This is a genomic window from Pseudoxanthomonas sp. SL93, from assembly GCF_026625825.1.
In the GTDB taxonomy this organism is placed as follows: Bacteria; Pseudomonadota; Gammaproteobacteria; order Xanthomonadales; family Xanthomonadaceae; genus Pseudoxanthomonas_A.
On sequence record NZ_CP113065.1, the window covers coordinates 3,535,569 to 3,559,827 of the forward strand.

Consider the following 24,259-nt stretch of genomic DNA (forward strand, 5'->3'; position numbering starts at 1 on the left):
GGGAAGCGAAAGCCGCCACGCTACAATGGCCGCATGACGTCCCCCGCGATTCCCCACGAAGCCCTGCGCCTGTCCGTCGCCCCGATGATGGACTGGACCGATTCGCACTGCCGGGTGTTCCACCGTCAGCTGGCGCCGCATGCGCGGTTGTATACCGAGATGGTGCATGCGCAGGCGGTGATCCATGGGGATCGCGATCGGCTGCTGGGGTTCGACACGGTCGAGCATCCGGTGGCGGTGCAGCTGGGTGGCAGCGAACCGCAGGACCTGGCGCAGGCCGCGCGCATCGCGCAGGACTGGGGCTACGACGAAGTCAATCTCAATGTGGGGTGTCCGTCGGACCGGGTGCAGGCGGGCCGCTTCGGCGCGTGCCTGATGAAGGAGCCCGCGCTGGTCGCCGACTGCGTGGCGGCGATGATCGCCGCCGTCGACGTGCCGGTGACGGTGAAGTGCCGGCTGGGCGTGGACGAACAGGAAGACTATGACCTGTTCCATGCCTTCATCGACCAGGTCTCCGCCGCCGGTTGCCGGGTGTTCTTCGTGCATGCACGCAAGGCCTGGCTGCAGGGCCTGTCGCCGAAGGAGAACCGCGAGATCCCGCCGCTGCGCTACGACTGGGCCTACCGGCTCAAGCGCGAGCGCCCGGAACTGACCGTGGCCATCAACGGTGGCATCACCACGGCGGAACAGGTGCGCGAGCACCTGCAGCACACCGACGGCGCGATGATCGGCCGCACCGCCTACCACGAGCCCTACGAGCTGCACCGCATGGATGTCGCCATGTTCGGCGGCGAGCTGCGCGCGCGCGCCGACCTGCTGCGCGGCTGGCGTCCGTATGTGGAAGCGCAGCTGGGCAGGGGCGTGGCGCTGAAGCACCTGACCCGCCATGTGCTGGGTCTCTTCCATGCGCAGCCGGGCGGCCGCGCCTTCCGCCAGATCCTCAGCGAGGGCGCACACAAGCCCGGCGCCGACTGGTCGCTGGTGGAACGGGCGCTGGATGCCACCTCCCGCGAACTGCGACCGGCTGCCTGAGGCGCGCATGCTGACGCGCGACCCGCAGCAGTTCCTTGCCTGCGCCCGCACGCTGGCGCCGGATTTCGGCCCGGCCACCGCGCGCGCGGCTTTCCTGGTGTCGCCGGATGGCTTCCTGCGGGCCGAGCAGTCGGCGCAGGACAACCACTATATGGCGGACGCGGAGGCCTTCGATGGCGACGCGGCATTGCGCGAACACCACGAGCTGCATCGCGCGCTGGCGGCGCACCTGCCGGTGATCTGCTTCCCCGGCCGCGAAGACACGCCGGATGCGGTGTTTCCGAACAACGTGTTCGCGACCGTGGCGGGCCGGCTGATCGTGGGCCGCATGCGCCACGAGGTGCGTCAGCGCGAGGCGCGGCGACCGGACATCCGTGGTTTTTTCCGCGACGTGCTGGGTTACGCCGAAGTCGACCTCTCAGCACAGCACCATCCTTGCGAGCTGACCGGCGCGCTGGTCATCGACCGCGCACGCGGGCTGGGTTTCTGCGGGCTGTCGGAGCGGTGCGACGAGGCCGGTGCGGCACTGATGCACGCGGCCTTCGGCCTGCGCGCCACGTTGATGTTCGACCTCGCGCCCGGCGAGTACCACACCAATGTGGTGCTGGCGGTGCTTGCCGGTCGCGCGGCACTCGTCTGTGCGGGGGGCTTCGCCGATCCCGCCGTGGTCGACATGCTGGGCGCGCTGTACGGGCCACAGGCGGTGATGCTGTCCGCCGCGGAACATGCCGCCTTCGCCGGCAATGCCATCGCCCTGGCTGGCGACGCGGTCTGGATGAGCCGGCGGGCCGACCAGGCGCTGTCGGCCGCCACCCGCCACGCCCTGGAACACACAGCCGGGCTGCGCGTGCACAGCATGCCCCTGCAGGCCATCGAAGCGGGCGGGGGTTCGCTAAGGTGTTGTGTGGCCGAGGTTTTCTAGCTGTTCAGCAGCCTGAACTGGCGGCATCATGCTGTGGATAAGTTCAGATCGGATTCACTGCGCCGGGCCAAGACTTCGCTTCCATTCCCAGCAGGTGGTTTGGGGCTACGTTCAGTTTCGCGCCCCCAGATCCGTTACGATTCCGTTATGCCGAGCCTTCGTTCATTTTCCCGTTTCATGGTCCTCGCGGGCCTGCTCGCCTGCATGGGGGGCATCGCCACCGTGCACGCCCAGGACGGGCAGGAACGCAGCGATGCACCACCGCCGCGCGACCGCGGTTTCCCGCGTAATGAAGACCGGGGGCACCGCAGCTCGATGTCCGATTCGGTGCGCCGCGTGCGCAACGAAACCGGTGGCCAGGTGCTGAGCGTCGAGCGCATGCAGTACGACGGCCGCGACGTGAACCGGGTCAAGTACGTGGACGAGAATGGCCGCGTGCGCACGATGGATGATGCCGCGGGTGTCCGGCGCAGCGATTCACGCATCCGGCCGTCGCGCGAGTTCCCGCGTTCCCAGCCTGCACGCGGTGATAACCCCTCCCGCCCGTAGTCTTACGTAGAATCCCGGTCGACGTTTTACCGGGTCACGTTGAATAGCCGCGGCACGCGCCGCCTGCATCATCAAGGAGATTCCATGCGTATCCTGCTGGTCGAAGACGAAGCCCCCCTGCGCGAAACCCTGGCCGCGCGCCTGAAGCGCGAAGGCTTTGCGGTGGATGCAGCGCAGGACGGCGAGGAAGGCCTGTACATGGGGCGCGAAGTGCCGTTCGACGTCGGCATCATCGATCTCGGCCTGCCCAAGATGTCGGGCATGGAGCTGATCAAGGCCCTGCGCGACGAGGGCAAGAAGTTTCCGGTGCTGATCCTGACTGCCCGTTCCAGCTGGCAGGACAAGGTGGAAGGCCTGAAGCAGGGCGCCGACGATTACCTGGTCAAGCCTTTCCACGTGGAAGAGCTGCTGGCCCGCGTCAACGCGCTGCTGCGCCGCGCCGCCGGCTGGAGCAAGCCCACGCTGGAGTGCGGACCGGTCGCACTGGACCTGGCGGCGCAGACGGTCAGCGTCAACGGCAGCAATGTCGACCTGACCAGCTACGAGTACAAGGTGCTCGAGTACCTGATGATGCACGCCGGCGAGCTGGTCTCTAAAGCCGACCTTACCGAGCACATCTACCAGCAGGATTTCGACCGCGATTCCAACGTGCTGGAAGTCTTCATCGGCCGCCTGCGCAAGAAGCTGGATCCCGAAGGCGAACTCAAGCCCATCGAGACCGTGCGCGGACGCGGCTACCGCTTCGCCATCCCGCGCACCGGCGACGCCTGATGCGCGGCCCCGGCTGCATTGAACGCTGATGCCCGCGCCGGGTGCCGGCGCGGCGACGCCCTCCCACACCGGGCACGCGCCGGCCGGCCGTGACCGCTTCGACGGCTGGCGCCCGCGCTCGTTGCGCGCGCGCCAGCTGCTTGCCGCGAGCCTGGCCCTGCTGGCCTTCCTCGCACTGGCCGGCTACGCGCTGGACCGCGCCTTCGTGGATACCGCGCAGGACAACCTGCGCCAGCGCCTGAAAAGCTACGCGCTGAAGTACACCGACGACGTCGAGTTCACCCGCAACGGCCTGCTGGTGCCGCCGTACAACACACCCGATCCGCGTTTCGACATGCCCGACAGTGGCCTGTATGCGCAGGTGCTGTTGCCCGGGGGACCCTGGGGTTCCAACTCCACGCTCGGTCCCCGGCTGCCGGAGCCGCCCATGCTCGGCGCCCTGCAGGAATCGTTCGAAGGCCCCTTGCCGATCACCCGCGCCGACGGCACGCCGGCCGAGGTCTATCGCTATGGCGTCGGCTACGTCTGGCCGGGTACCAGCCAGCATGCGGAGATTCCCTACAGCATCTATGTGCTGGAAGACGCGCAGTCGCTGACCACGCAGATCCGCGTGTTCCGCGGCTCGCTGTGGGTCTACCTGGGCGGCGCGGGACTGATCCTGCTGCTGCTGCAGATGCTGGTGCTCCGCTGGAGCCTGCGTCCGTTGCGCCGGGTGATCTCGGAACTGACGCGCGTGCAGCGCGGCGAGCTGTCGGGCATGACCGAGCGCCATCCGCGCGAACTCGAACCGCTGACCGACAGCATCAATGCCTTCATCGAAAGCGAGCGCGAAAACCTGGAGCGCCAGCGCAACACCTTGGCGGACCTGGCGCACAGCCTGAAGACCCCGCTGGCCGTGCTGCGCACCCAGCTTGACCACCAGAACGACCCGACCGAAATGCGCGAGGAGCTGGACGTGCAGCTCAAGCGCATGAACAACCTGGTGTCGTACCAGCTGGCGCGCGCGGCCTCCAGCGGCCACAAGCTGTTCTCCGCGCCGGTGGCGATCGAGCCGCATGCGGAAGAGATCGTGCGCGGGCTGGAGAAGGTCTACGCCGCCAAGGGCGTGCTGTGCGAATTCGAGATCGATCCCCGGGCGCGCTTCCACGGTGAGCCGGGCGACCTGCAGGAGCTGATGGGCAACCTGCTGGAAAATGCCTTCAAGTGGGCGCGTTCGCGCGTGCTGCTGACGGTCAGGCTCGGCGCCACTGCGCCGCAGCGCAGGCCCGGGCTGTACCTGGCGGTGGACGACGACGGCCCCGGCATCGCGGAAGAGGATGTCGCCAAGGTGCTCCAGCGTGGCGTGCGCGGCGACGAGCGCGTGCAGGGCCATGGCATCGGCCTGTCCATCGTGCAGGACCTGATCCGCGACTACCGCGGCGAACTGCAGGTACTGCGTTCGGAAGAACTGGGCGGTGCACGCTTTGAAGTGACGTTGCCGCCGGGCCTGTAGCGGCCAGTACTGCCGCTACGGCGATGGCGCGAAGGGCGAAACCCCGTAGAAGCGGCGAAGGTGGCCCGCGACGATGGGCATCGCGTCGGCAAGCAGGTCCGGTGCGGAAAAGTGGTATTCCGTGGTCACCGCGAAGAATTCCTCCGGCGCCTCCGCGGCATACGGATCGATCGCCGTTTCCGTTTCCAGGTCCACCTGCATGCAGAAGTCGTCGTAGGCGCGCTGGAAGTCGCGCGCCCACTGGCGGTGCCAGTCGCGTGGCAGCGGCGGCGTGCCATCCATTTCGCCGTCCAGCACGTCCAGCTTGTGCGCCATCTCGTGCACGGCCACGCAGAAGCCGGCATCGGGCTCGGCCAGGTCCGCCTGCACGTCCGCCCACGACAGGATCAGCGGGCCCGCACCCCAGGCTTCGCCGGCCAGTTCGTCATCCCATTCGTGCAGCACGCCGGCGGCATCGGTGTGCGTGCGATGCACGCGGAACGCATCGGGGTACACGATCAACTGCGACCAGCCACGCAGGCCACCTTCACCGAACTCCAGCAGCGGCAGGCAGCACAGCGCCGCCAGCTGCACGCGCTGTGCATCGTCCAGCGCCAGGCCGGCGACGGGGGTGATGGTCTTCTGGTGCAGGAAGCGGGCTGTCAGTGCACGCAATGCCTGCGCGCGCGGTGGCGCAAGCCTGTCTACCCACGGCGTCGTCGCACTGGCGGTTTGCCACAGGGCGTCTTCAACGAACGGAGCGGGGCGACGGAACCGTCGCAGCAGCCCTATCACCGGACAAGGAGCGGTTGGATCACGGCCCGTGGTTCAACGGAACATGCCGGGCAGGAAGCTGTGCCACTTCGAGCCGCGGCTGCGCGGCAACGGGGAATCGTCGTCGTCCCCTCCGCCGCGCGAGGTCGACGGCAACCCCGTCGCCTGGCCGGCGTACTTGCTGCGTACGGCCGTGGCGCGTGCGCGGCGGCCCTCGGTGACCGCGGGCACCGCATCGCCGGCACGATCAGGGACGACGCGGTCGGCACTGATCCTGTCCGCGATGTCCTGGCAGGTCGTGGCATTGCCCGGGGCAGTGCGCCCGTTCTGGGCAAGCACGGCGGCCGAGGCACCGAGGAGGAGCAGGGCAAGGCTGGCGCGAAGCATCGGAAGACTCCTGTCTGTCGGGGTACAGCGGCCAGGGAACGCAGCGGACTATAGCGGGAAAGCGCCCCGCAGGGCTGAATGGGCAGGCCTTCTGCGACGAAACGCCCGCAGGCGGCGACGGATCGTGGGGAAGCCCGGCATGGCTGCTGCGGCGCAGCAGGCCTGCGCCCCGGGTTGCGGCAGACTCGTTCCATGCCGACCGTGCCCGAGCGTCCCCTGACCGCCCCCGCCCTGCGCCTGGCGCTGATCGCCGGCGCCCGCCGGGTCATTGCCGCCCGCGACGGTCTGAACCGCATCAACGTGTTCCCGGTGGCCGACGGCGACACCGGCAACAATCTCGCATCCACGCTGGGCAGCGTGCTCAACGGCGCACTCAGCCAGCCCAGCCGCCATGCCGGCGACCTGCTCAAGCGCGTCGGCAACGACGCCATCGATGGCGCACGCGGCAACTCCGGCGCGATCCTGGCGCAGTTCCTCTACGGCGTGGCCGAACACGTCCGCAACCTGCCGGAACTCGACGCGCGCTCGCTGGCGGCGGCCGTCCGCCAAGGTGCCACCAGCGCGCGCCTGGCCCTGGCGCAACCGGTCGAAGGCACCATCCTCAGCGTCATCAGCGCATTCGCCGACGAACTGGAAGCCACCGCGGCCCCGGGTACCGCCTCTGCCGATGCGCGCAGCGGCTTTGCGCGCGCGCTGTTACGCGCGCGGCGCGCCCTGGCCGATACGCCACGACAGATGGCATTGCTGCAACGCGCGGGCGTGGTGGACGCCGGTGCGCAGGGATTCGTCGACCTGCTGGAGGGCATCGCCGAGTTCGTCGAAGGCGGACCGCGCGCGGTGCGCATGCGCGGCAACGTGCCGGCCGCGGCAAACGAAGCCGTCGAGCTGGACGCGCACGGCCACGACATCGATCCGCATCGGCGCTGGTGCACCGAATGCCTGCTGCTGGGCGAAGGGCTTGATCGCGCGCGACTGCGCGCCGCACTGGAAGCCGAGGGCGCCGATTCCATCGTCATCGCGGGCGGACCCACCCGGCTGCGCGTGCACGCGCATACCGGCAGTCCGCAGGCGCTGTTCGATGCATGCGCGCGGCAAGGCCAGGTCGAAGGCATGAAGGCGGACGACATGGTGCGACAGCAGCACAGCGCCAGCCTGCCGCAGAAGCTGGTCATCGTGACGGACAGCGCCGCCGACCTGCCCGATGAGATCGGTGAGCGCTACGGCATCGGCGTGGTGCCGGCCCGCGTGGACCTGGACGGCCGCGATTACCTGGACAAGGTGGGCCTGTCGACGGCGGAGTTCTACCGGCGCATGGCCGTGTCGAAGCAGTTGCCGCGCACCAGCCAGCCGCCGCCGGGGGATTTCCGCCGGCAGTTCGAGTTGTCGCTGGCACACCATGCGCGCGTGATGTACGTGGGCCTGTCGCGGGCCCTGTCGGGCACGCTGCAGTCGGGCGAACACGCCGCCGCGCGTGACGAAGGCCGGCGCGTGCACGTGTTCGACACCATCAACGCCGCCTGCGGACAGGCACTGCTGGTCTGGCGCGCGGCCGAGCTGGCGGAACAGGGACGCAGTGAAGCCGACGTGGTCGCCGAACTGGAACGCCTGCGCCCGCTGACACGCATGTGGGCCACCGCGCCGGATATTTCCCATGCGGTGCGCGGCGGTCGCATTCCGCGCTGGGCCGCCCCCATCGCGCGCTTCACCGCGCTGACGCCGATGGCACGCATGAATGCCGAAGGCCGCATGGCGGTGGCGGGCGTGCTGTTCACCCGTGAGCGGGCGCCGGAAGCGTTCGCGCGGCGGGTGGCCGGCAAGCTGGCGGCAGGCACGCGCTGGCGCGTGATCGTGGGGCATTGCGATGCGCGACCGCAGGCCGAACGCCTGCTGGCCGCGTTGCGCCAGCGTGTGTCCATCCACGAGGACCATCTGGTCGAAACCGGTGCGGCGATCGGTGCACATGCAGGGCCCGGTGCATTGATCGTGGCGGTGCAGCCGGCACCGGAAGGCTGAGGCGCGCGCGGCCTGGCCCATAATGGCGCCATGCCGACCACGCTCGTCCTGCTGCTCTTCGCCTACCTGCTGGGTTCCGTCTCCGGCAGCCTGCTGCTGGGCCGGTTCCGTGGCGTCGACATCCGTACCCGGGGCAGTGGCAATGCCGGCGGCACGAATGCGTTGCGCACGCTGGGCTGGAAGTTCGCGCTGGGCGTGGTGGTCATCGACATCGGCAAGGGGGTGCTGGCCACCTGGCTGGCGTTGACGTTCGCGCCGGCGGACGGCCCCTGGGCACCACGCGCGCTGGGTTTCGCGGCGGCATTCGTGGCGGCGATGGGCCATGTATGGCCGTTGTGGCACGGCTTCCGCGGCGGCAAGGGGGTCGGCACCTTGCTGGGCGGCCTGGTGGTGTTGTGGCCGCTGGCGTTGCTGCCGCTGTTCCTCGTGTGGGTCTGCGTGCTGGTGGCCAGCGGGTATGTCGGGCTGGCCTCCATCATCGCCACCGCATGCCTGGTTCCGTTGGCCGTGTGGACGAAGGTGGACCTGCCAGCCCAGGTGTTTTCCGTCGCGGCCCCGCTGCTGGTGGTCTTCACCCATCGCGCCAACGTGCGGCGCCTGCTTGCCGGCACCGAGTCGCGTTTCGAGCGCGTGCGCTTCTGGCGCCGTCGCGCATGAGCGGGGAGCGCGAACTGCTGCAGCGGCTGATCGAGGGGCCGGTCTCCGGGGATGCGCTGGCGCGTGATGCCGGATTGACGCGCGCCGCGATGTGGAAGCGCATCGAGGCGCTTCGCGACGGCGGCGTGCAGATCGAGGCACGTCCGGGACGGGGCTACGCGCTTGCGACGCCGATTGAACTGCTGGACCCGGCCGACATCCGCGCACGCATCGATGCGGCCGCGCGCGTTCACCTGGCTCGACTCGATGTCGCGTGGTCGCTGGATTCGACCAACAGCGAACTGCTGCGCCGCGCCGCGCCCGATGCCGGGGTCGCGGTGCTGCTGGCGGAACAGCAGACCGTCGGCCGTGGCCGGCGGGGACGGCAGTGGGCCTCCCCGATGGCGACCAACCTGTACGTCTCGTTCTCCCGGCAATTCTCGGGAGGCCTGGCGCGACTGGGTGGCCTGAGTCTGGTGGCCGGCATCGCCGTTGCCGAGGCCCTGCACCAGGCCGGCTATCCGCAGGTGGCGTTGAAGTGGCCGAACGACCTGGTGGTGGATGGACGCAAACTGGGTGGCGTGCTGGTGGAAGGGGGGGGCGAGCACGGAGGGCCGGTGCGCGCGGTCGTGGGCATCGGCGTGAATGTCCGCATGCCTGCCACGACGGCCGCGCAGATCGACCAGCCCTGGGTGGATCTGGCGACGCTGTCACCGGCTGCGCTGTCGCGCAATGCGATCGCGGCACAGCTGGTGTCCGCGCTGCTGCCGGCGCTGGACCAATTCGACCGCGACGGACTGGCGCCCTTCCTGCCGCGCTTCGCCGCGCTGGATGCGCTAGCCGGGTGCGACGTTACGTTGCATGCCACCGCGGGCGGCGAAACACATGGCATGGCGGAAGGCATCGGCGGTGACGGGGCGCTGCGCGTGCGCGTCGGCGATGCCATGCAGTACGTGCATGCAGGGGAAGTGAGCGTGAGGACTCCATGAGCCACTGGCTGTTCGATCTGGGAAATTCGCGACTGAAGTTCGCCCACCTGCGCGAGGACGGCTCGCTGGGCGAGGTGGTCGCACTGGACCATGGCGACCGTGATCTGGTCGCTGCACTGGAGACGGCACTGCCGTCCCGCGGGGAACTTGCAGCGGCATCGGCCTGCCTGGCCAGTGTTGCTTCGCCGGCGTTGACCGCGGGCGTGGTGGACGCACTGACCACGCGCTTCGCCTGCATTTCCCTGGCACGCACGCAATCGGCGATGGCGGGCGTGCGGATCGCCTATGCCGCACCGGAACGCCTGGGGGTGGACCGCTTCCTCGCGTTGCTGGCGGCGCATGCGCGTGCGCGCCACGCGTGGCTGGTGGTGGGCGTGGGGACCGCAGTGACCATCGACCTGCTGGCGGCGGATGGCCAGCATCGGGGTGGGCGCATCGGCCCTTCTCCCCGATTGATGCGGGACGCGCTGCATCGCGCCGCCGTGCAGCTTCCGGCGAGCGGCGGCGACTACCTGGAGTTCGCGACCGATACGGCCGACGCGCTCGCATCCGGTTGCGAGGGCGCGGCGGCAGGTCTGATCGAGCGCAGCCTGCAGCAGGCGCGCACGCAATTGGGCGAGACGCCAGCGCTGCTGCTGCATGGGGGCGGGGCCGCCGCACTGCAGTCCCTGTTGCCGGAAAGCGTGATGGCGTCCGCGCTGGTGCTGGAAGGGCTCGCGCTCTGGGCCCGCGCCGGTATCCGCGCATGAAGGCCTGTGGCTAGAATCCCCGCATGCTGATCCGCGCCTTGATTGTCCTGTTGATCGTGTTGAACCTCGGGGTCGCCGCCTGGTGGCTGACACGGCAGGAACCACTGCCCCCGCCTCCGCCGGAACTCCCTTCGGGCGTCGCCCGCCTGCAACTGGTGGACGAGCCAGCGCCGGCCACTGCTGCCTCCACCCCATCGACCGGTGCGGTAGCCGAGCCGTCGGCACCGGCGTCGCTTCCCGCCGGCAGTGTGGAGCCCGCCCGATGCTTCAGCCTGGGGCCTTTCACCAGTGAGGCCAGCGCCATCCTGGCGCAGAACGGCTTGCAGCCGCAGTTGCTGCGCGCGCGGTTGCGCGAGGTGCCAGCGCCCAGCGCCAGCGGCTACGAGGTGCTGATGCCGCCCGCACCCAGCCGCGAGGAAGCGCAGGCGACGGCCGCGCGGATCGGTGCGGCCGGCTTCGACGATTTCCTGGTGATCAACCAAGGAGAAAACACCCACGGCATCGCGTTGGGCCGCTATCGCAGCCGCGAGGCGGCGGAACGCCGCCAGTCCGCGTTGCAGGCCGCGGGATTCCCGGCACGGCTGGCGCCGGTGGGCCGCATCGCCGCACCGCGCCTTCGCAGTGGTGGATCGATGCGGGCGTCGCCGAGGGCGTGGATCTCGCGGGATTGGCGCGCACGGCCTCCACCGGCAGCCCGCTCGCGCTGGAATGCACGGCACTGCGGTAGAATTGCCGTTGCGCCGGCCACCGCCGGTCCGCCTCGTGCCGCTTTAGCTCAGCTGGTAGAGCAACCGCCTTGTAAGCGGTAGGTCATCCGTTCGATTCGGATAAGCGGCACCATTTCCCTCCCGTGCTGCAACGCCATAACGTCATCACCTTGGCGGGGATAGACTGCCGGTCCTGTTTCCGCATCTGGACCTGCCATGAGTCGTGCGTTTCCTCCCGTTTCCCTGATCGGCGTACCCACGGACGTGGGTGCGGGCCACCGCGGTGCGCGCATGGGACCGGATGCGCTGCGTATCGCCGGCCTGGGCGAGGCGCTGGCGGCGCGCGGCGTGGACGTGGTGGACACGGGCAACGTGGATGGCCCGCGCAATCCCTGGACCGATCCGGTGAAGGGCTACCGCCACCTGGATGAAGTCGTGGCCTGGAACCGCGCCGTCATGGAGGCGACTGCCGCCGAGCTGCAGAAGGGCCGGCTGCCGATCATGATGGGCGGCGACCATTGCCTGGCGGTCGGTTCCATCACCGCGGTCGCGCGCCACTGCCGACAAGCCGGCAAGAAGCTGCGGGTGCTCTGGCTGGACGCGCATTCGGACTTCAACACCAGCGACGTGACGCCTTCCGGCAACATCCACGGCATGCCGGTGGCATGCCTGTGCGGCATCGGGCCGGAGGCACTGACCCGGCTGGGCGGCGACGCACCGGCCATCACGCCGGCCATGGTCCGGCAGATCGGCATCCGTTCCGTGGATCCGGAAGAGAAGAAGCTCATCAAGGACCACGCAGTCGATGTCTACGACATGCGCTACATCGACGAGGTCGGCATGAAGCGCACGCTGGAAGCCGCGCTGGAAGGCCTGGATGCCGACACCCACCTGCATGTCAGCTTCGACGTCGACTTCCTGGACCCCAGCATCGCGCCGGGCGTGGGCACCACGGTGCCGGGTGGCCCCAACTACCGCGAGGCGCAGCTGGTGATGGAAATGATCGCCGATACGCGCCTGATGGGCTCGCTGGACATCGTGGAACTGAACCCCGTGCTGGACCGCCGCAACCGGACCGCCAAGCTGACGGTGGACCTGGTGGAAAGCCTGTTCGGCAAGTCCACGCTGATGCGTGACTGAACGGGTCCCCGGGGGTTTCACGCGTTCTATACGTCGCGCCGTCGAAGGTGGTGCCACCCGCCACCGCAGCGTCTCCCGTACCTTGCGGCGGCCCATTCCAGACGAGGAGCGACACATGAAGCGTACGATGGCCCTGTTGATGTTGGCGATGTTTTCCACTGCCGTTCTGTCGGGCTGCAACACCATGGCCGGTGCCGGCCAGGATGTGCAGAAGGTCGGCGAAAAGGTCGAAGACAAGGCCCAGGACTGCAAGGACGGCAAGTGCTGATGCGCTTCACCCGCTGAGCACCCTCCGTGGTGTGAGCTGAAGGAAGGGCCGGGCGACCGGCCCTTCCTGCTTTCCGGTGCCTTGGTCAGGCGCCAGCCAGCGTGCTTAAATCAGACTGTTGGGGTGGGAAGCAGGACGGACCTCGCCGGTCCGGGATGCCTTCCCGGCAATGGGAACCGTCCACAGGAGTCGTGTATGAAGCGTGTCGTCGCATTGATGTTGTTGTCCCTGTTCTCCATCGGCGTGCTGTCCGGCTGCAACACCGTCAAGGGGTTCGGCAAGGACGTGCAGAAGGTGGGCGAAAAGGTCGAGGATTCTTCGGGCAAGTAAGTCCGGAGATGCCAGGGCATGAAGAACGGGCCGCCGGAATGCGGCCCGTTTTTCTTTGCGGAAGGCGGACAGCAAGTTGATACCAACTTGGCGCGATAGAGGTGGCTGCGCGAAGAGCATGCACGCATTCATCCGTGCGAACGGATCCTCATGCCACTGAACGATTCAGCATTTCCTAATGGCGTGTTGACGCGCGCTTGATCGGATGGGAACGCATCGCCTGCGATGCTGTTCCCGCGGCGCCCCCTGCCGCTCAATTAGCGAGGAAATACCATGAATCAGGACATCATCGCCGGCAACTGGAAGCAGCTGAAGGGCAAGATGCAGGCCAAATGGGGCGACCTGACCGACGACGATTTCAAGGTCGCGCAGGGCAATGCCGAATACCTCGAAGGCAAGTTGCAGGAACGCTACGGCTACGACCGCGACCGCGCGCACAGCGAAGTCGAGGACTTCCAGCGCACGCTGCGCTCCGACAGCAGCTTCAGGCACTGATCGAAGGAATCAGCGACACCACGCGGGCCGTCCTTGGGGCGGCCCGCTTCTAGTTGTGACGGCGGAACCTGCGCGCTGACCTTGCAGCTCGCGCCCGACCTTAGCGGTAACCCGGCGGATCGGCGACGAACCCATCCGGGAAGGCACGCGGCGATGTCTCCCGCCAGTGGGGCCCCTGATGGCGTGGCAGCACGCCCATCGCGACCAGACGGCGGCGTTCGTCATAGCGCAGTTCGCTGACCTGCTCCGGCTGCCGGCTCGCGCGCTGGAAGCCGGTGTGCGTGGTGGGCGCCCATTCGCGCTGGCCGTGGCCTGTGCCGATGCTCTGCTGCCGCGCTGTGCTGTCCGCCATGGCTTCACTCGCGGCGGCCGCCGGCGCGCCCGCTTCGCTGCGACGCTTCTCCGCATGGGGACGCGTGATCGGGGGCGGCGAATATCGTGGCCCGTGGTGGTAGGGCGCCTGGCGGAACACGGCAACACCGATCACGCCCACGTTGCGGGGACGTCCCGTGCGCGCGGCGTAACTATCGCCCAGATCGGTGAAGACGAACTGGGCCACGTCATCCATCGACTTCCGCCAACCGGAAATCTCGGTGCTCTGCCACGGCTCCAGCACGTACCCTGCCTGGCTTGGATGCGCGGTCTGCCCGGTGATCGCGTTCACGCCATCCACCGACAGCACCACCAGCACGCGTTCGCCGGTGGTGTTGGCCAGGCGAACGCTGTAGCGATGCCCGGGGGTTCCCGCCACCCAGGTGTCGCCGCGGTGCGGGTGGCGGGGCAGCCATTCGCCGGTGTCGCGGTCGACCACGCTGACGTCCACCAGCGGACGGGCGTCGAGAGGTACGCACGCGGCCAGCAGGCCGAGCAGCGCGAAAGAGGCAAGGATTCGTTGCAGCATGGCCGTTCTCCGGGTTGGGACGATGCCAGAAACGGGCGAGCCGGCAATGCGGGGTCGTGGGTTGCCGGACGGCGCCGCCCCGGTTCATGCGGCAGACGGGATCGGCGCCTGCGACGCCGTGTCGCAGGGGCGCCGGCAGCAGTCGATGGCCCCAGCCGGTAGACTGGCGGTCTTTCCGCATTCCCTGCCGCACACGCATGACCACCCGCATCCTGACCGGCATCACCACTTCCGGCACGCCCCACCTGGGCAACTATGTCGGCGCGATCCGCCCGGCCGTGGCGGCCAGCCGCGCCGCCGGCGTGGAGAGCTTCTATTTCCTGGCCGACTACCATGCGCTGATCAAGGTGCAGGAGCCCGCGCGCGTGCAGCGCTCCACGCTGGAGATCGCCGCGACGTGGCTGGCCTGCGGGCTGGAGCCGGACAAGGTGTGGTTCTACCGCCAGAGCGACATTCCCGAGATCCCGGAGCTGACCTGGCTGCTGACCTGCGTGGCCGGCAAGGGCATCCTCAACCGCGCGCATGCCTACAAGGCGGCCGTGGACAAGAACCGCGCCGACGGCGAGGACGATGACGCGGGCATCACCGCGGGCCTCTTCATGTACCCGGTGCTGATGGCGGCGGACATCCTGATCTTCAACGCCGACAAGGTGCCGGTGGGGCGCGACCAGATCCAGCACATCGAGATGGCGCGCGACTTCGGCCAGCGCTTCAACCATCTGTTCGGCAAGGAGTACTTCGCGCTGCCGGAAGCGGCCATCGAAGAGAACGTGGCGACCTTGCCCGGCCTGGATGGCCGCAAGATGAGCAAGAGCTACGACAACACGATCCCGCTGTTCGCGCCCCGCAACGAGCTGAAGAAGCTCATCGCCTCCATCGTCACCGACTCGAAGGCGCCGGGTGAGGCGAAGGACGCGGATGGCTCGCACGTCTTCCAGCTGTACCAGGCTTTCGCCTCGCAGGAAGAAACCAGCCGCATGCGCCAGGCCTTCGCCGACGGCATCGGCTGGGGTGACGCCAAGCAGGCGTTGTTCGACCGCATCGATGCCGAGGTCGCGCCGCTGCGCGAGAAGTACGAAGCATTGATGGCCAGGCCAGCCGAGATCGAGGCGATCCTGCGCGACGGCGCGCAGCGGCTGCGTGCGCGCTATGCCACGCCCTTCGTCGCCGAGTTGCGCCACGCCGTCGGCCTGCGCGATCTCTCGCAGCAGGCCACGGTGGAGAAGGCGAGCGCCGGCAAGGCCGCGCTACCGCAGTTCAAGCAGTACCGCGAGACCGACGGGCGCTTCTACTTCAAGCTGGTCGATGCGGACGGCAACGTACTGGTGCAGAGCAACGGGTTCGACTCCCCGAAGGATGCGGGCAAGCTGATCGGCGTGCTGAAACAGGCCGAACATGCCGATGCGATGGCAACGCCGGAGATCGTCCTGCAGGTGCCGGCCGACGAGGTGCTGTCGGCGCTGGCCGCACTGCGCGAGGTCGATGCCTGATGCCGTACCTCGCCGTCATCCTTTTCCTGCCGTGGTTCCTGCTGCTGGGGTCGCTGTTCTGGCTGTTCCCGCGCCAGCCCCGCAACGCACGTCGCAAGGCCTTCGATATCGCCACGCTCGCCGTCGCCTTCGTGCTGAGTTTCGTCGGCATGCAGTGGGGCTATGCGCTGGGCCTGGCGGACGCGGGCACCGGTGCGATCTGGAAGCAGGTACTGGCTACCTTGGTGGCCTACGGTGCCTTCCTGTTCGTGCTGACGATGGCCGTGCCGCTGCGTGGCTGGTGGCTGTCGCGCCGTTGAGGCCGCCCCCGCGGCGCGCATCCGACCAAAGACGGGTCGTGCGGTATGCGTGGCCCGCATAGAATCGGGTATCCGCAGCGACGAGGCCACCGGATGAACGCGCACGGCATCCACACCATCGATACCGCTTTCCAGCGTGACCATTTCGATGCGGCGTACCTGATCGTCGAGAACGGGCGTGGTGCCTTCGTCGATTGCGGCACCAACCACTCGGTACCGCATCTCATGGCCGCGTTGCAGGCGGCGGGATTGCAACCCGCCGATGTCGACTGGCTGATCGTCACCCACGTGCACCTGGATCATGCCGGCGGCGCCGGCCTGCTGATGCAGCAGCTGCCGACGGCCACGCTGGTGGCGCACCCGCGCGCCGCGCCGCATCTGGTGGATCCCGCCAAGCTGATCGCCGGCGCGACCGCCGTGTATGGCGAAGCGGAAATGCAGCGCAGCTACGGCCAGATCCTGCCGGTGCCCGAGGCGCGCGTGCGCGTGATGCAGGATCGCGAGGTCATCGCGCTGGCGGGGCGGCGGCTGGAATGCATCGATACGCCGGGCCACGCGCGCCACCACCATTGCATCTGGGATGAACGCAGCCGCAGCTGGTTCACCGGCGACACCTTCGGCCTGTCCTACCGGGAGCTGGATGGTCCGCAGGGTGCATACATCCTGCCCACCTCCACGCCCGTGCAGTTCGAGCCGGAGGCCCTGAAAGCCAGCATCACGCGGATGCTGACGTACGCGCCCGATGCGATGTACCTGACGCATTACGGGCGTGTGGGCGACGTCACGCGCCTGGCGCAGGCGCTGCATGAGCAGATCGATGCGATGGTGGCCATCGCGGATGCCTGCGACGGTCGTCCCGATCGCCACCGCTGCCTGGTCACAGGGCTGACGGCGCTGTACCTGGAACGCGCGCATGCGCTTGGCGTGCCGCAATCCGACGAGGACGTGCAGCGGATACTGGCGATGGATATCGAGCTGAACGCACAGGGCCTGGGCGTGTGGCTGGATCGCGGCCGGCCCTGAGCGGCGTCACCTTCTTTCTGACGGTGGGGGCGACGTGAGTCGCGACAGCGGACGGTAGATCCTCCTGCACAGCCCACCATCCAGGCGCGATCGCGTCTCACGTCGCCCCGGCGGGAATCCCGTAGACTCCCGCCGTCATGTCGAGTGAAGCAGGCTGTGCGATGAAATACGCGATTCCGTTGCTGTGGATGTCCTTGTACGGGTTGCCTGCAGCGGCCGCCGACCTGCCGGGTGGCGGCATCAGCGCGGAGCATCTTTCGCGCCATGTGCAGGTGCTGGCCTCGGATGCGTTCGAGGGCCGCGCACCGGCCACGCCGGGCGAAGAGAAGACGGTCGCCTATCTGATCGACGCACTGAAGACCGCGGGCGTCCAGCCCGGCGGCGACAATGGCGGATGGACGCAGGCGGTGCCGTTGGTGCGCGCGCAGGTCGAGGGTCCGGTACAGGCGACGCTGCGCGTGGGTGGCAAGTCGCAGTCGCTGGTGAATGGCGAAGACCTGGTGCTGCAGAGCCTGGTGCCGGTGGAGCGCGTGCAGGTGGAGGCGGCACCGCTGGTGTTCGTCGGCTATGGCGTGAGCGCGCCCGAGCGCGGCTGGGATGATTACAAGGGCGCCGACCTGCGCGGCAAGATCGCGGTGGTGCTGGTCAACGACCCGGATTTCGAGACACCGCAGCCGGGTGCGTTCGATGGGCGCGCAGTGACGTATTACGGCCGGTGGACCTACAAGTACGAGGAGCTTGCGCGACAGGGCGCCACCGGCGTGCTGATCGTGCACGAGACCGCGCCGGCCGCGTACGGCTGGGCCACGGTGAAGAGTTCGGGGCTTTCTCCGTTGTTCGATATCCCGCGCAAGGATGCGGCGCGCCATCACACGCTGCTGCGCGGATGGATGCAGCGCGAACTGGCGGTGTCGCTGTTCCAGCGCGCTGGCCTGGATTTCGAGGCCGAGAAGAAGAAGGCGCAGACCGCGCAGTTCAAGCCCGTGCCGCTGGGCGACGCGACGCTGTCGGCGGCCTTCGGCGTGAAGCGCGACCAGGTGGTCACGCACAACGTCATCGGCAAGCTGGAAGGCACCGAACGGCCGGACGAGACGGTCATCTATTCCGCGCACTGGGATGCGTTCGGCGTGGGCCAGCCGGCCGCTGACGGCGATCGCATCCGCCATGGCGCCGTGGACAACGCCACCGGCGTGGCCGCGGTGCTGGAACTGGCGCGCGTGTTCGCCGCCGGACCTCGCCCCCGGCGCAGCCTGCTGTTCATGGCGTTGACGGCGGAAGAGAAGGGGCTGCAGGGGGCCACCTACTTCGCCGCCAATCCGTCGGTTTCGCTGGACAAAACGGCCGCTGTCATCAACATCGAGATGCTGAGCCCGGACGGCCCGAACCGCGACATTGCCTCGTGGGGCAACGGTCGTGTCTCGCTGGAGCAGGACCTGAAGCGCGTGGCCGAAGCGCGCGGACGCACGTATTCGCCCGACCCCAACCTGGAAGCGGGTTTCTTCTACCGCGCGGACCACTTCGCGTTCGCGCGCGTCGGCGTGCCGGCGATCACCGCCGGGGCCGGCCTGGACCGTCGCGACGGTGGGCTGCAGCGCGGCAAGGCGCTGCGCGACACCTACTTCGCCAACTGCTACCACCAGCCGTGCGATGCATGGACGCCGGCGTGGAATGCCACCGGGCAGGCACAGGACGTGACGTTGCTGTACGACCTGGGCCACGGCATCGCCAACGACGCGGGCTGGCCCGAGTGGCAGGAGGGGTCGGAGTTCAAGGCGGTGCGCGAACAAAGCGAGGCTGCGCGGCGGTTGCCACGGAACTGACGATTACGGCCGCTCTCTTCGCCGCGGATGCCGCGCGTGAAGGCTTCGCCTTTACGCGGCGCGGCACGGGGAACGGTAAGCTGGGCGCCCGAAGGAGCAGGACACCCCATGGAAACGCTGGTTTCACTGGTCTATCGCAGCCGGGCGACGCGCCCGCTCGACACGGGTGATATGGATGCCCTGCTGCTCGATGCCCGCGCGAACAACCAGATGGTGGACGTGACCGGTGCGCTGCTCCATCACGGGCAGGCCTTCCTCCAGTATCTGGAGGGGCCGTCGCATGGCGTGGCGCATGTCTTCGCCCGCATCCAGCGCGCAAACCAGCACGCAGGGATCGAAACGCTGCAGCACGGTCCCACGCCCCTCCGTCATTTCCAGCGTTGGCACATGGGCTTCGCGCGGGCACCGGACAGCCTGCTGCAGAAACTGAGCCACGAACAATGGACGCGCACCGTGCCCTGGCTCGAGGACGAAGAAGCAGCATCGCCCGGCCTGGGACACCTGCTGGCATTCTGGAACCAGGCCACGCATACCGCCGCCTGACGTCGTCGCCGGGTCACGCCCAGCGGTTCGGTTTCCCGCGCTTGCTCGATTCGTCCATCGGCACCACGCAGAAGCGGTGGCCGGTGGGGGCTTCCATCACCCACCAGCGGTCGCGCACGTGCTGGATGCGCTTGGCGCCCAGCGCTTCCAGGCGGGCCACCTCGGCCTCGATGTCGTCGGTCTCGATGTCCAGGTGCAGGCGTGATGCGTGCGCCACCTTCTGCACCTCGATGTGCAGCCCGCCGGGGCCGGGTTCGAACTTGTCGTAGATGCCCAGACCGCCGTCGTCGGGATGGGTGACCTTCAACCCGAGCGCGGCGCTCCAGAACGCGGAAGCGGCGGGCAGGTCGTCGACCTGGCTGTCGATGATGAAACCGGCAAGGCGGCTGCGATGGGCCATGGTGTGCTCCGGGCAGTGGAAAGGTGCGGTCAGTCCCAGACGTTGGGTTCGGCGGCGCCGGCACGGTCACGCAGGCGCACGATGCAGAAACGGTGCCCTGTCGGGGCTTCCATCACCCACCAGCGCTTGACGAAGCCGATGCGCTTCGCGCCCAGCGCTTCGAGGCGGTCCGCTTCGGCATCGATATCATCGCTTTCGATGTCCAGGTGCACGCGCGAGGCATGGCTGACGCGCTGGACTTCGACATGCAGGCCGCCCGGTGCGTTTTCCAGTTCGGCGTAGCGTGCCTCACCGTCCTCGTAGGTCTCGCCCTGCGCCAGGCCGAGTGCGCGGCTCCAGAACGTGGCGGCGGCATCGTGGTCATCACCCTGGCAGTCGATGATGAAACCCGCCAATCGGCTGCGATGGGTCATGGGACACCTTGCGGGCGGGTGTCACCCGCCGTTCTCCGGATGCATCCAGCATAGCCGTGCCTGCGGTCAGCGCGCAGGCGACGGCGCCCGCGATCACGCCGGCAGGGCGAGATCGTCGATCAAGGCCTTCAGGAAGCGCGCGGCTTCGCCACCCGTGCAGGCCCGGTGGTCGAAGGTCACCGACAGCGGGACCACCTTGTGCGATTCGAACCCGCCCATCACCGGGGTGACCTGGTGGCGCGCGCGGCCCGCGGCCACGATGGCCACGCACGGCGGCACCACCACGGGCGTCGCGTAACGCCCGGCGAACATGCCGAAGTTGGACAGCGAAATGGTGTAGCCGCTCAGCTCCGAGGCGGGAATGCTGCGGTCGGCCACCTGCGTGCGCAGCCGGTTGATGCCTTCGCGCACGCCTTGTGCGTCCATGATGTCGGCATTACGCAGCGCCGGCACGAACAGGCCGTCGTCGGTGTCCACGGCGACGCCGATGTCCACCTGCGGGTGCAGCGTGCGGGTGAGCTTGTCGCCGTCGAACCACGCGTTCATCGCGGGCACCGCCTTGCAGGCGCGCACGATGGCGCGCACCAGGCGCACGGTCATGTCGTTGCCGGGCTGCCAGGCATGCACGTCGGCGTCGTCGCTCAACGTGGTGGGCACCACCTTGGCATGCGCGTCGGCCATCACCCGCGCCATGTTGCGGCGGACGCCCTTGAGCTGTTCCGGCTGGCCGCTGGCGGATACGCCCGGGGGCTGTGTGCGCATCGGCTTGCCGGAGGCCGACAGCGCGGTGCGCTGTGGCGCCACGGCCGACGCGGTGTCAGCGTTCGCCGCGCGCACCGACACCTGCGCACTGGACACACCGGCGCGCGCAGAACCCTGGGCTGCCGCCTGTTTCACGTCCTGCATCGTCACCGCGCCGTCGGCACCGGTGGCGCGCACGCGGGTCAGGTCCACGCCCAGCTTTTTCGCCGTCGCGCGCACCGCCGGCATCGCCTTGATGCCGCCGACTGCGACCGCCTGCTCGGTGTGGATGGCGTTGGAAGACTGCATGGCGCCGACCACGGTGCCGGCGTCATCGCGTTCGGTCTCGGCCTTGGCGGGCGTGGCCTCGACGGCCACCGCCGACACCGGTGCCGCGGTGTCCTTCGGCGGTCCGTGGTGGTGGCCGGTGTCCTGGCCTTCCGCGCGCTGCGGCAGGGTGGGGTCGGGTTCGAACACGGCCAACATGCTGCCGGTGACGACCACGTCACCCGCGCCACCCGCGAGCCTCACCACCTTGCCGGAGACAGGCGAAGGCACTTCGACGACGGCCTTGGCGGTTTCCATCGACACCAGCGGTTCGTCGAGCCGGATCACGTCGCCCTCCTTGACGAACCATTCGACGATGGTCGCGTCCGGGAGGCCTTCACCCAGGTCGGGAAGATGGAAGGTCTTGCTGTCGCTCATGCGGGTTTCTCTTCTGAAGGCGGTTCTGTAGGGGATTCTGCGGGAGGGGATGCCGTGAAGGGTTCCAGGTTGCGCGCGGGGATCCAGCCGGTGGTGCCCAGGACATTCTCGGCCCACCACCAGTGCGCGATCTCGTGGTGCAGCACCAGCACTTCGCCGGCCTCCGCATCCAGCTCGCGCGTGTCGTAATCGTCACGGGCTCTGGCCGCGCCACGTTCGGCATCGAACATCGCCGCCGGCATCCAGCCGCCCAGTCCGCTGGCCAACGTGGCCCAGACGAAATGCGGCCAGTCGATGTCGCGGTCGCCCAGCGTCACCGTGTCGCCGGCCACGACGCGGATGGCCGGGCGGTCCGGCGCGCGGTGCGTCACGATGACCCGCGCGCGTTTCATCACCCGTTGGCCAGTGCGCGCTTGGCCGCCGCGACGATCTTGTCGACGCTGGGCAGGTACTTCATCTCCAGGCGGAACAGCGGGATGTGGGTGTCGAAGCCGGTCACGCGCTCGACCGGCGAGAGCAGGTCGTACATCGAATGTTCGGCCAGGCGCGCGGCGATCTCGGCGCCGAAGCCCGCGGTGCGCGGCGCTTCGTGCACGATCACGCAGCGCCCGGTCTTGCTGACCGACTCGGCGATGGTGTCGAAGTCCAGCGGCTTGAGCGTGGCCACGTCGATCACTTCCGCGCTGATACCGTCGGCGGCCAGCTTGTCCGCCGCTTCCAGCGTTTCCTTGACCTGCGCACCCCAGGTGACCAAGGTCACGTCGGTGCCGTCGCGCAACACGAAGCACACGTCCAGCGGCAGCGCTTCGCCGTCGTCGGCCACCACTTCCTTGTACTGGCGGTAGATGCGCTTGGGCTCCATGTAGATGACCGGATCCGGATCGCGGATCGCCGCCAGCAACAGACCGTAGGCGCGCTGCGGCGAGGACGGCATCACCACGCGCAGGCCGGGCACGTTGGTGAAGATGGATTCGTTGGCTTCGGAATGGTGTTCCGGCGCGCGGATGCCGCCACCCCACGGCACGCGCAGCACCATCGGGCAGTGCAGACGGCCGCGCGTGCGGTAGCGCATGCGCGCGGCATGGCAGATGATGTGGTCGACCATCGGATAGACGAAACCGTCGAACTGCGCTTCGGCCACCGGCTTCATGCCCTGCACGGCCAGGCCGACGGTAAGGCCGGCGATGGTGGTCTCGTCCAGCGGCGTGTCCAGCACGCGGTCGGCGCCGAAGCGCTGCTGCAGGCCGGCGGTGGCGCGGAACACGCCACCGTTCACGCCCACGTCCTCGCCCAGCACCATCACGGTGTCATCGTGCGCGATCTCCCAGGCCAGCGCCTGGGTGATGGCCTCGATCAGGGTGATGGCGGTCGGGGTGGCGACGGCATCGGTGGCCTTGTGGGTTGCCACGGTCTTGTTCTCCATCACGGCACTCATGAGCGGCCCTCCGCGGCCAGCGCGGCGGCGCGCTGCTGCAGCAGTTCCGGTGGCGGATCGGCGTAGAGATAGTCGAACATCGCTTCGACCGGCTGCACCGGCGTATTGAGGTAGGCGTTGACTTCCTCGTCCACGCGCAGGCCGCATTCTTCCTTCCAGGCGGCTTCCTCGGTTTCGCTCCATGCGCCCTGCGCGGTCAGCCAGGTGCGCAGGCGCGTCACCGGTTCCCGCTCCCAGCCTGCCTTCACTTCGGCATCGTCGCGGTAGCGGCGCGCATCGTCCGCGGTCGTATGGTCGGACAGGCGATAGGTGACGAACTCGATCACCGTGCCGCCCTGGCCCTTGCGGGCGCGCTCGGCGGCGCGGCGCATGCCTTCCAGCACGGCGATCAGGTCGTTGCCGTCCACCTGCAGGCAGTGCAGCCCGCCCGCCAGGCCTTTCTGCGCGAGCGTCTGCGCGCCGGTCTGCGCCTTGCGCGGCACGGAAATGGCCCAGCCGTTGTTGATCACGCACAGCACCAGCGGCAGTTCGTACGCACCGGCGGAATTGAGCGCGGCGTAGAAGTCCGTCTTCGACGAACCGCCATCGCCACAGGTGGTCACCGCCATGTAAGGCTGCTTGCGCAGCTTGAATGCCAGCGCCGCCCCGGCCGCATGCAGGCACTGGGTGGAGATCGGCACGCTCCAGGCGAAGTCGTGCCTGGCCACCTTGAAGTCGTTGCCGCGTTCGTCACCGCCCCAGTACATCAGCACGTCACGCGGCTCCACGCCGCGCATGAACTGCGCGCCGTACTCGCGGTAACTGGGGGCGAAGACGTCTTCCGGCTTCATCGACGCGCCGATGCCGACGTGGGTGGCCTCGTGGCCCAGGCAACTGGCATAGGTGCCCAGCTTGCCGGTGCGCTGCAGCGCGATGGCCTTGGTGTCGAAGGTGCGCACGAACAGCATCTGCTTGAACAGCTCGCGCAGGCGCGGGATGTCGCGCCCGGATTCGGGCAGGTCGTTGCGCACGAGGGTGCCGTCCGGCCCCAGGTACTGCAGGTATTCGATCTCGAAGGTTGCGGCGATGGTCATCGGGTACGGTTCGCTTGTCGGCCGTCGGAAATGGTTTCAGATGTAATTTTAGGGAATGCCGGCGTCGCAGCCTTCGTGCATTGCAGCAAGACGATGGCGCATGGCATACCCGTCCACGGGAAAATGGCGTGAAAACAGACGCTTGCCATGTGTCGTGCGGTGTCAGCGCCGCGGACGTGAACA

The 24,259-nt window shown here is 68.5% G+C and carries 27 protein-coding genes and 1 tRNA gene; 19 read left to right on the forward strand and 9 right to left on the reverse strand.

Annotated features, from left to right (window positions below):
• The first annotated feature begins 33 nt into the window (after nt 1-33).
• From dusA to OVA13_RS16490, 5 genes are all read left to right on the forward strand, one after another.
• A complete protein-coding gene (gene dusA / locus OVA13_RS16470) occupies nt 34-1,032 on the forward strand; it encodes a tRNA dihydrouridine(20/20a) synthase DusA (protein ID WP_267791534.1) in 999 nt (332 codons plus the stop codon).
• A 7-nt stretch (nt 1,033-1,039) separates the two neighbouring features.
• Complete coding sequence (locus tag OVA13_RS16475) at nt 1,040-1,954, forward strand: arginine deiminase-related protein (protein ID WP_267791535.1); 915 nt, start codon at nt 1,040-1,042, stop codon at nt 1,952-1,954.
• A gap of 147 nt (nt 1,955-2,101) precedes the next feature.
• Nucleotides 2,102-2,503 carry a PepSY domain-containing protein gene (locus tag OVA13_RS16480; RefSeq protein ID WP_267791536.1) on the forward strand — a complete coding sequence of 134 codons (402 nt, stop codon included), beginning with the start codon at nt 2,102-2,104 and terminating at the stop codon, nt 2,501-2,503.
• A gap of 84 nt (nt 2,504-2,587) precedes the next feature.
• Nucleotides 2,588-3,274 carry a response regulator transcription factor gene (locus tag OVA13_RS16485; protein WP_267791537.1) on the forward strand — a complete coding sequence of 229 codons (687 nt, stop codon included), beginning with the start codon at nt 2,588-2,590 and terminating at the stop codon, nt 3,272-3,274.
• Nucleotides 3,275-3,302: 28 nt separating this feature from the next.
• Nucleotides 3,303-4,766, forward strand: coding sequence for an ATP-binding protein (locus OVA13_RS16490; RefSeq protein ID WP_267791538.1), 1,464 nt, complete (start codon nt 3,303-3,305; stop codon nt 4,764-4,766).
• Nucleotides 4,767-4,781: 15 nt separating this feature from the next.
• Here the strand turns inward: OVA13_RS16490 and OVA13_RS16495 are convergent, their stop codons facing one another.
• Entirely contained in the window at nt 4,782-5,528 is a 747-nt protein-coding gene (locus OVA13_RS16495; RefSeq protein ID WP_267793560.1) for a M90 family metallopeptidase, read from the reverse strand.
• Nucleotides 5,529-5,573: 45 nt separating this feature from the next.
• Nucleotides 5,574-5,906 carry a hypothetical protein gene (locus tag OVA13_RS16500; protein WP_267791539.1) on the reverse strand — a complete coding sequence of 111 codons (333 nt, stop codon included), beginning with the start codon at nt 5,904-5,906 and terminating at the stop codon, nt 5,574-5,576.
• Nucleotides 5,907-6,098: 192 nt separating this feature from the next.
• Between OVA13_RS16500 and OVA13_RS16505 the strand changes: the two genes are divergently transcribed.
• The 9 genes from OVA13_RS16505 to OVA13_RS16545 all read left to right on the forward strand — a co-directional run bounded on the left by OVA13_RS16505 (nt 6,099) and on the right by OVA13_RS16545 (nt 13,233).
• Nucleotides 6,099-7,919 carry a DegV family protein gene (locus tag OVA13_RS16505; RefSeq protein ID WP_267791540.1) on the forward strand — a complete coding sequence of 607 codons (1,821 nt, stop codon included), beginning with the start codon at nt 6,099-6,101 and terminating at the stop codon, nt 7,917-7,919.
• Nucleotides 7,920-7,949: 30 nt separating this feature from the next.
• On the forward strand, nt 7,950-8,576 hold the full coding sequence (gene plsY / locus OVA13_RS16510) for a glycerol-3-phosphate 1-O-acyltransferase PlsY (RefSeq protein ID WP_267791541.1): 627 nt from the start codon (nt 7,950-7,952) through the stop codon (nt 8,574-8,576).
• Nucleotides 8,573-9,544, forward strand: coding sequence for a bifunctional biotin--[acetyl-CoA-carboxylase] ligase/biotin operon repressor BirA (gene birA / locus OVA13_RS16515; RefSeq protein WP_267791542.1), 972 nt, complete (start codon nt 8,573-8,575; stop codon nt 9,542-9,544). Before plsY ends, birA begins: the two co-directional genes overlap by 4 nt.
• A complete protein-coding gene (locus tag OVA13_RS16520) occupies nt 9,541-10,293 on the forward strand; it encodes a type III pantothenate kinase (protein WP_267791543.1) in 753 nt (250 codons plus the stop codon). The genes birA and OVA13_RS16520 overlap by 4 nt, the downstream gene beginning before the upstream one ends.
• A gap of 764 nt (nt 10,294-11,057) precedes the next feature.
• A tRNA-Thr gene (locus OVA13_RS16525) sits at nt 11,058-11,133 on the forward strand.
• 83 nt (nt 11,134-11,216) lie between these two features.
• Complete coding sequence (gene rocF, locus OVA13_RS16530) at nt 11,217-12,140, forward strand: arginase (protein WP_267791544.1); 924 nt, start codon at nt 11,217-11,219, stop codon at nt 12,138-12,140.
• A gap of 115 nt (nt 12,141-12,255) precedes the next feature.
• Nucleotides 12,256-12,408 (forward strand): entericidin A/B family lipoprotein, encoded by a 153-nt coding sequence (locus OVA13_RS16535; RefSeq protein WP_267791545.1) that lies wholly within the window; start codon nt 12,256-12,258, stop codon nt 12,406-12,408.
• Between the two features lie 195 nt (nt 12,409-12,603).
• Nucleotides 12,604-12,738: an entericidin A/B family lipoprotein gene (locus OVA13_RS16540; RefSeq protein WP_267791546.1), complete on the forward strand. Its 135-nt coding sequence runs from the start codon at nt 12,604-12,606 to the stop codon at nt 12,736-12,738.
• Nucleotides 12,739-13,011: 273 nt separating this feature from the next.
• Nucleotides 13,012-13,233: a CsbD family protein gene (locus OVA13_RS16545; protein ID WP_267791547.1), complete on the forward strand. Its 222-nt coding sequence runs from the start codon at nt 13,012-13,014 to the stop codon at nt 13,231-13,233.
• A gap of 100 nt (nt 13,234-13,333) precedes the next feature.
• Here OVA13_RS16545 and OVA13_RS16550 read toward each other — a convergent pair whose 3' ends face one another.
• Nucleotides 13,334-14,134 (reverse strand): hypothetical protein, encoded by an 801-nt coding sequence (locus OVA13_RS16550; RefSeq protein WP_267791548.1) that lies wholly within the window; start codon nt 14,132-14,134, stop codon nt 13,334-13,336.
• Nucleotides 14,135-14,331: 197 nt separating this feature from the next.
• Here OVA13_RS16550 and OVA13_RS16555 point away from each other — a divergent pair, with 197 nt between their 5' ends.
• The 5 genes from OVA13_RS16555 (at nt 14,332) to OVA13_RS16575 (ending at nt 19,309) form a co-directional block, all read left to right on the forward strand.
• On the forward strand, nt 14,332-15,624 hold the full coding sequence (locus OVA13_RS16555) for a tryptophan--tRNA ligase (RefSeq protein ID WP_267791549.1): 1,293 nt from the start codon (nt 14,332-14,334) through the stop codon (nt 15,622-15,624).
• On the forward strand, nt 15,624-15,923 hold the full coding sequence (locus OVA13_RS16560) for a hypothetical protein (protein ID WP_267791550.1): 300 nt from the start codon (nt 15,624-15,626) through the stop codon (nt 15,921-15,923). The genes OVA13_RS16555 and OVA13_RS16560 overlap by 1 nt, the downstream gene beginning before the upstream one ends.
• 93 nt (nt 15,924-16,016) lie before the next feature.
• Nucleotides 16,017-16,946, forward strand: coding sequence for an MBL fold metallo-hydrolase (locus OVA13_RS16565; RefSeq protein ID WP_267791551.1), 930 nt, complete (start codon nt 16,017-16,019; stop codon nt 16,944-16,946).
• A gap of 161 nt (nt 16,947-17,107) precedes the next feature.
• On the forward strand, nt 17,108-18,766 hold the full coding sequence (locus tag OVA13_RS16570; protein WP_267791552.1) for a M28 family metallopeptidase: 1,659 nt from the start codon (nt 17,108-17,110) through the stop codon (nt 18,764-18,766).
• A 108-nt stretch (nt 18,767-18,874) separates the two neighbouring features.
• The gene (locus OVA13_RS16575; RefSeq protein WP_267791553.1) at nt 18,875-19,309 is read left to right on the forward strand and encodes a BLUF domain-containing protein; all 435 of its coding nucleotides are present in this window, start codon (nt 18,875-18,877) and stop codon (nt 19,307-19,309) included.
• A gap of 13 nt (nt 19,310-19,322) precedes the next feature.
• Here OVA13_RS16575 and OVA13_RS16580 read toward each other — a convergent pair whose 3' ends face one another.
• The 6 genes from OVA13_RS16580 to pdhA all read right to left on the reverse strand — a co-directional run bounded on the left by OVA13_RS16580 (nt 19,323) and on the right by pdhA (nt 24,076).
• Nucleotides 19,323-19,709 carry a VOC family protein gene (locus OVA13_RS16580; protein WP_267791554.1) on the reverse strand — a complete coding sequence of 129 codons (387 nt, stop codon included), beginning with the start codon at nt 19,707-19,709 and terminating at the stop codon, nt 19,323-19,325.
• Between the two features lie 29 nt (nt 19,710-19,738).
• Nucleotides 19,739-20,122, reverse strand: coding sequence for a VOC family protein (locus OVA13_RS16585; protein WP_267791555.1), 384 nt, complete (start codon nt 20,120-20,122; stop codon nt 19,739-19,741).
• Between the two features lie 93 nt (nt 20,123-20,215).
• Nucleotides 20,216-21,568 carry a dihydrolipoamide acetyltransferase family protein gene (locus tag OVA13_RS16590; protein WP_267791556.1) on the reverse strand — a complete coding sequence of 451 codons (1,353 nt, stop codon included), beginning with the start codon at nt 21,566-21,568 and terminating at the stop codon, nt 20,216-20,218.
• Nucleotides 21,565-21,960: an SH3 domain-containing protein gene (locus tag OVA13_RS16595; RefSeq protein ID WP_267791557.1), complete on the reverse strand. Its 396-nt coding sequence runs from the start codon at nt 21,958-21,960 to the stop codon at nt 21,565-21,567. Before OVA13_RS16595 ends, OVA13_RS16590 begins: the two co-directional genes overlap by 4 nt.
• Nucleotides 21,960-22,991 carry an alpha-ketoacid dehydrogenase subunit beta gene (locus tag OVA13_RS16600; protein ID WP_267793561.1) on the reverse strand — a complete coding sequence of 344 codons (1,032 nt, stop codon included), beginning with the start codon at nt 22,989-22,991 and terminating at the stop codon, nt 21,960-21,962. The genes OVA13_RS16595 and OVA13_RS16600 overlap by 1 nt, the downstream gene beginning before the upstream one ends.
• An 8-nt stretch (nt 22,992-22,999) precedes the next feature.
• Entirely contained in the window at nt 23,000-24,076 is a 1,077-nt protein-coding gene (gene pdhA / locus OVA13_RS16605) for a pyruvate dehydrogenase (acetyl-transferring) E1 component subunit alpha (protein ID WP_267791558.1), read from the reverse strand.
• Between the last annotated feature and the right edge of the window lie 183 nt (nt 24,077-24,259).

Coding starts and splice junctions, on each gene's coding strand:
- OVA13_RS16580 (WP_267791554.1), bottom strand. CDS start 19,709: ATGGCCCATCGCAGCCGCCTTGCCGGTTTCATCATCGACAGCCAGGTC.
- OVA13_RS16560 (WP_267791550.1), top strand. CDS start 15,624: ATGCCGTACCTCGCCGTCATCCTTTTCCTGCCGTGGTTCCTGCTGCTG.
- rocF (WP_267791544.1), top strand. CDS start 11,217: ATGAGTCGTGCGTTTCCTCCCGTTTCCCTGATCGGCGTACCCACGGAC.
- OVA13_RS16595 (WP_267791557.1), bottom strand. CDS start 21,960: ATGAAACGCGCGCGGGTCATCGTGACGCACCGCGCGCCGGACCGCCCG.
- OVA13_RS16475 (WP_267791535.1), top strand. CDS start 1,040: ATGCTGACGCGCGACCCGCAGCAGTTCCTTGCCTGCGCCCGCACGCTG.
- OVA13_RS16565 (WP_267791551.1), top strand. CDS start 16,017: ATGAACGCGCACGGCATCCACACCATCGATACCGCTTTCCAGCGTGAC.
- OVA13_RS16505 (WP_267791540.1), top strand. CDS start 6,099: ATGCCGACCGTGCCCGAGCGTCCCCTGACCGCCCCCGCCCTGCGCCTG.
- OVA13_RS16485 (WP_267791537.1), top strand. CDS start 2,588: ATGCGTATCCTGCTGGTCGAAGACGAAGCCCCCCTGCGCGAAACCCTG.
- OVA13_RS16550 (WP_267791548.1), bottom strand. CDS start 14,134: ATGCTGCAACGAATCCTTGCCTCTTTCGCGCTGCTCGGCCTGCTGGCC.
- OVA13_RS16535 (WP_267791545.1), top strand. CDS start 12,256: ATGAAGCGTACGATGGCCCTGTTGATGTTGGCGATGTTTTCCACTGCC.
- OVA13_RS16480 (WP_267791536.1), top strand. CDS start 2,102: ATGCCGAGCCTTCGTTCATTTTCCCGTTTCATGGTCCTCGCGGGCCTG.
- OVA13_RS16540 (WP_267791546.1), top strand. CDS start 12,604: ATGAAGCGTGTCGTCGCATTGATGTTGTTGTCCCTGTTCTCCATCGGC.
- OVA13_RS16600 (WP_267793561.1), bottom strand. CDS start 22,991: ATGGAGAACAAGACCGTGGCAACCCACAAGGCCACCGATGCCGTCGCC.
- OVA13_RS16570 (WP_267791552.1), top strand. CDS start 17,108: ATGAAATACGCGATTCCGTTGCTGTGGATGTCCTTGTACGGGTTGCCT.
- OVA13_RS16520 (WP_267791543.1), top strand. CDS start 9,541: ATGAGCCACTGGCTGTTCGATCTGGGAAATTCGCGACTGAAGTTCGCC.
- OVA13_RS16590 (WP_267791556.1), bottom strand. CDS start 21,568: ATGAGCGACAGCAAGACCTTCCATCTTCCCGACCTGGGTGAAGGCCTC.
- OVA13_RS16500 (WP_267791539.1), bottom strand. CDS start 5,906: ATGCTTCGCGCCAGCCTTGCCCTGCTCCTCCTCGGTGCCTCGGCCGCC.
- dusA (WP_267791534.1), top strand. CDS start 34: ATGACGTCCCCCGCGATTCCCCACGAAGCCCTGCGCCTGTCCGTCGCC.
- OVA13_RS16575 (WP_267791553.1), top strand. CDS start 18,875: ATGGAAACGCTGGTTTCACTGGTCTATCGCAGCCGGGCGACGCGCCCG.
- OVA13_RS16555 (WP_267791549.1), top strand. CDS start 14,332: ATGACCACCCGCATCCTGACCGGCATCACCACTTCCGGCACGCCCCAC.
- plsY (WP_267791541.1), top strand. CDS start 7,950: ATGCCGACCACGCTCGTCCTGCTGCTCTTCGCCTACCTGCTGGGTTCC.
- OVA13_RS16585 (WP_267791555.1), bottom strand. CDS start 20,122: ATGACCCATCGCAGCCGATTGGCGGGTTTCATCATCGACTGCCAGGGT.
- pdhA (WP_267791558.1), bottom strand. CDS start 24,076: ATGACCATCGCCGCAACCTTCGAGATCGAATACCTGCAGTACCTGGGG.
- OVA13_RS16545 (WP_267791547.1), top strand. CDS start 13,012: ATGAATCAGGACATCATCGCCGGCAACTGGAAGCAGCTGAAGGGCAAG.
- OVA13_RS16490 (WP_267791538.1), top strand. CDS start 3,303: ATGCCCGCGCCGGGTGCCGGCGCGGCGACGCCCTCCCACACCGGGCAC.
- birA (WP_267791542.1), top strand. CDS start 8,573: ATGAGCGGGGAGCGCGAACTGCTGCAGCGGCTGATCGAGGGGCCGGTC.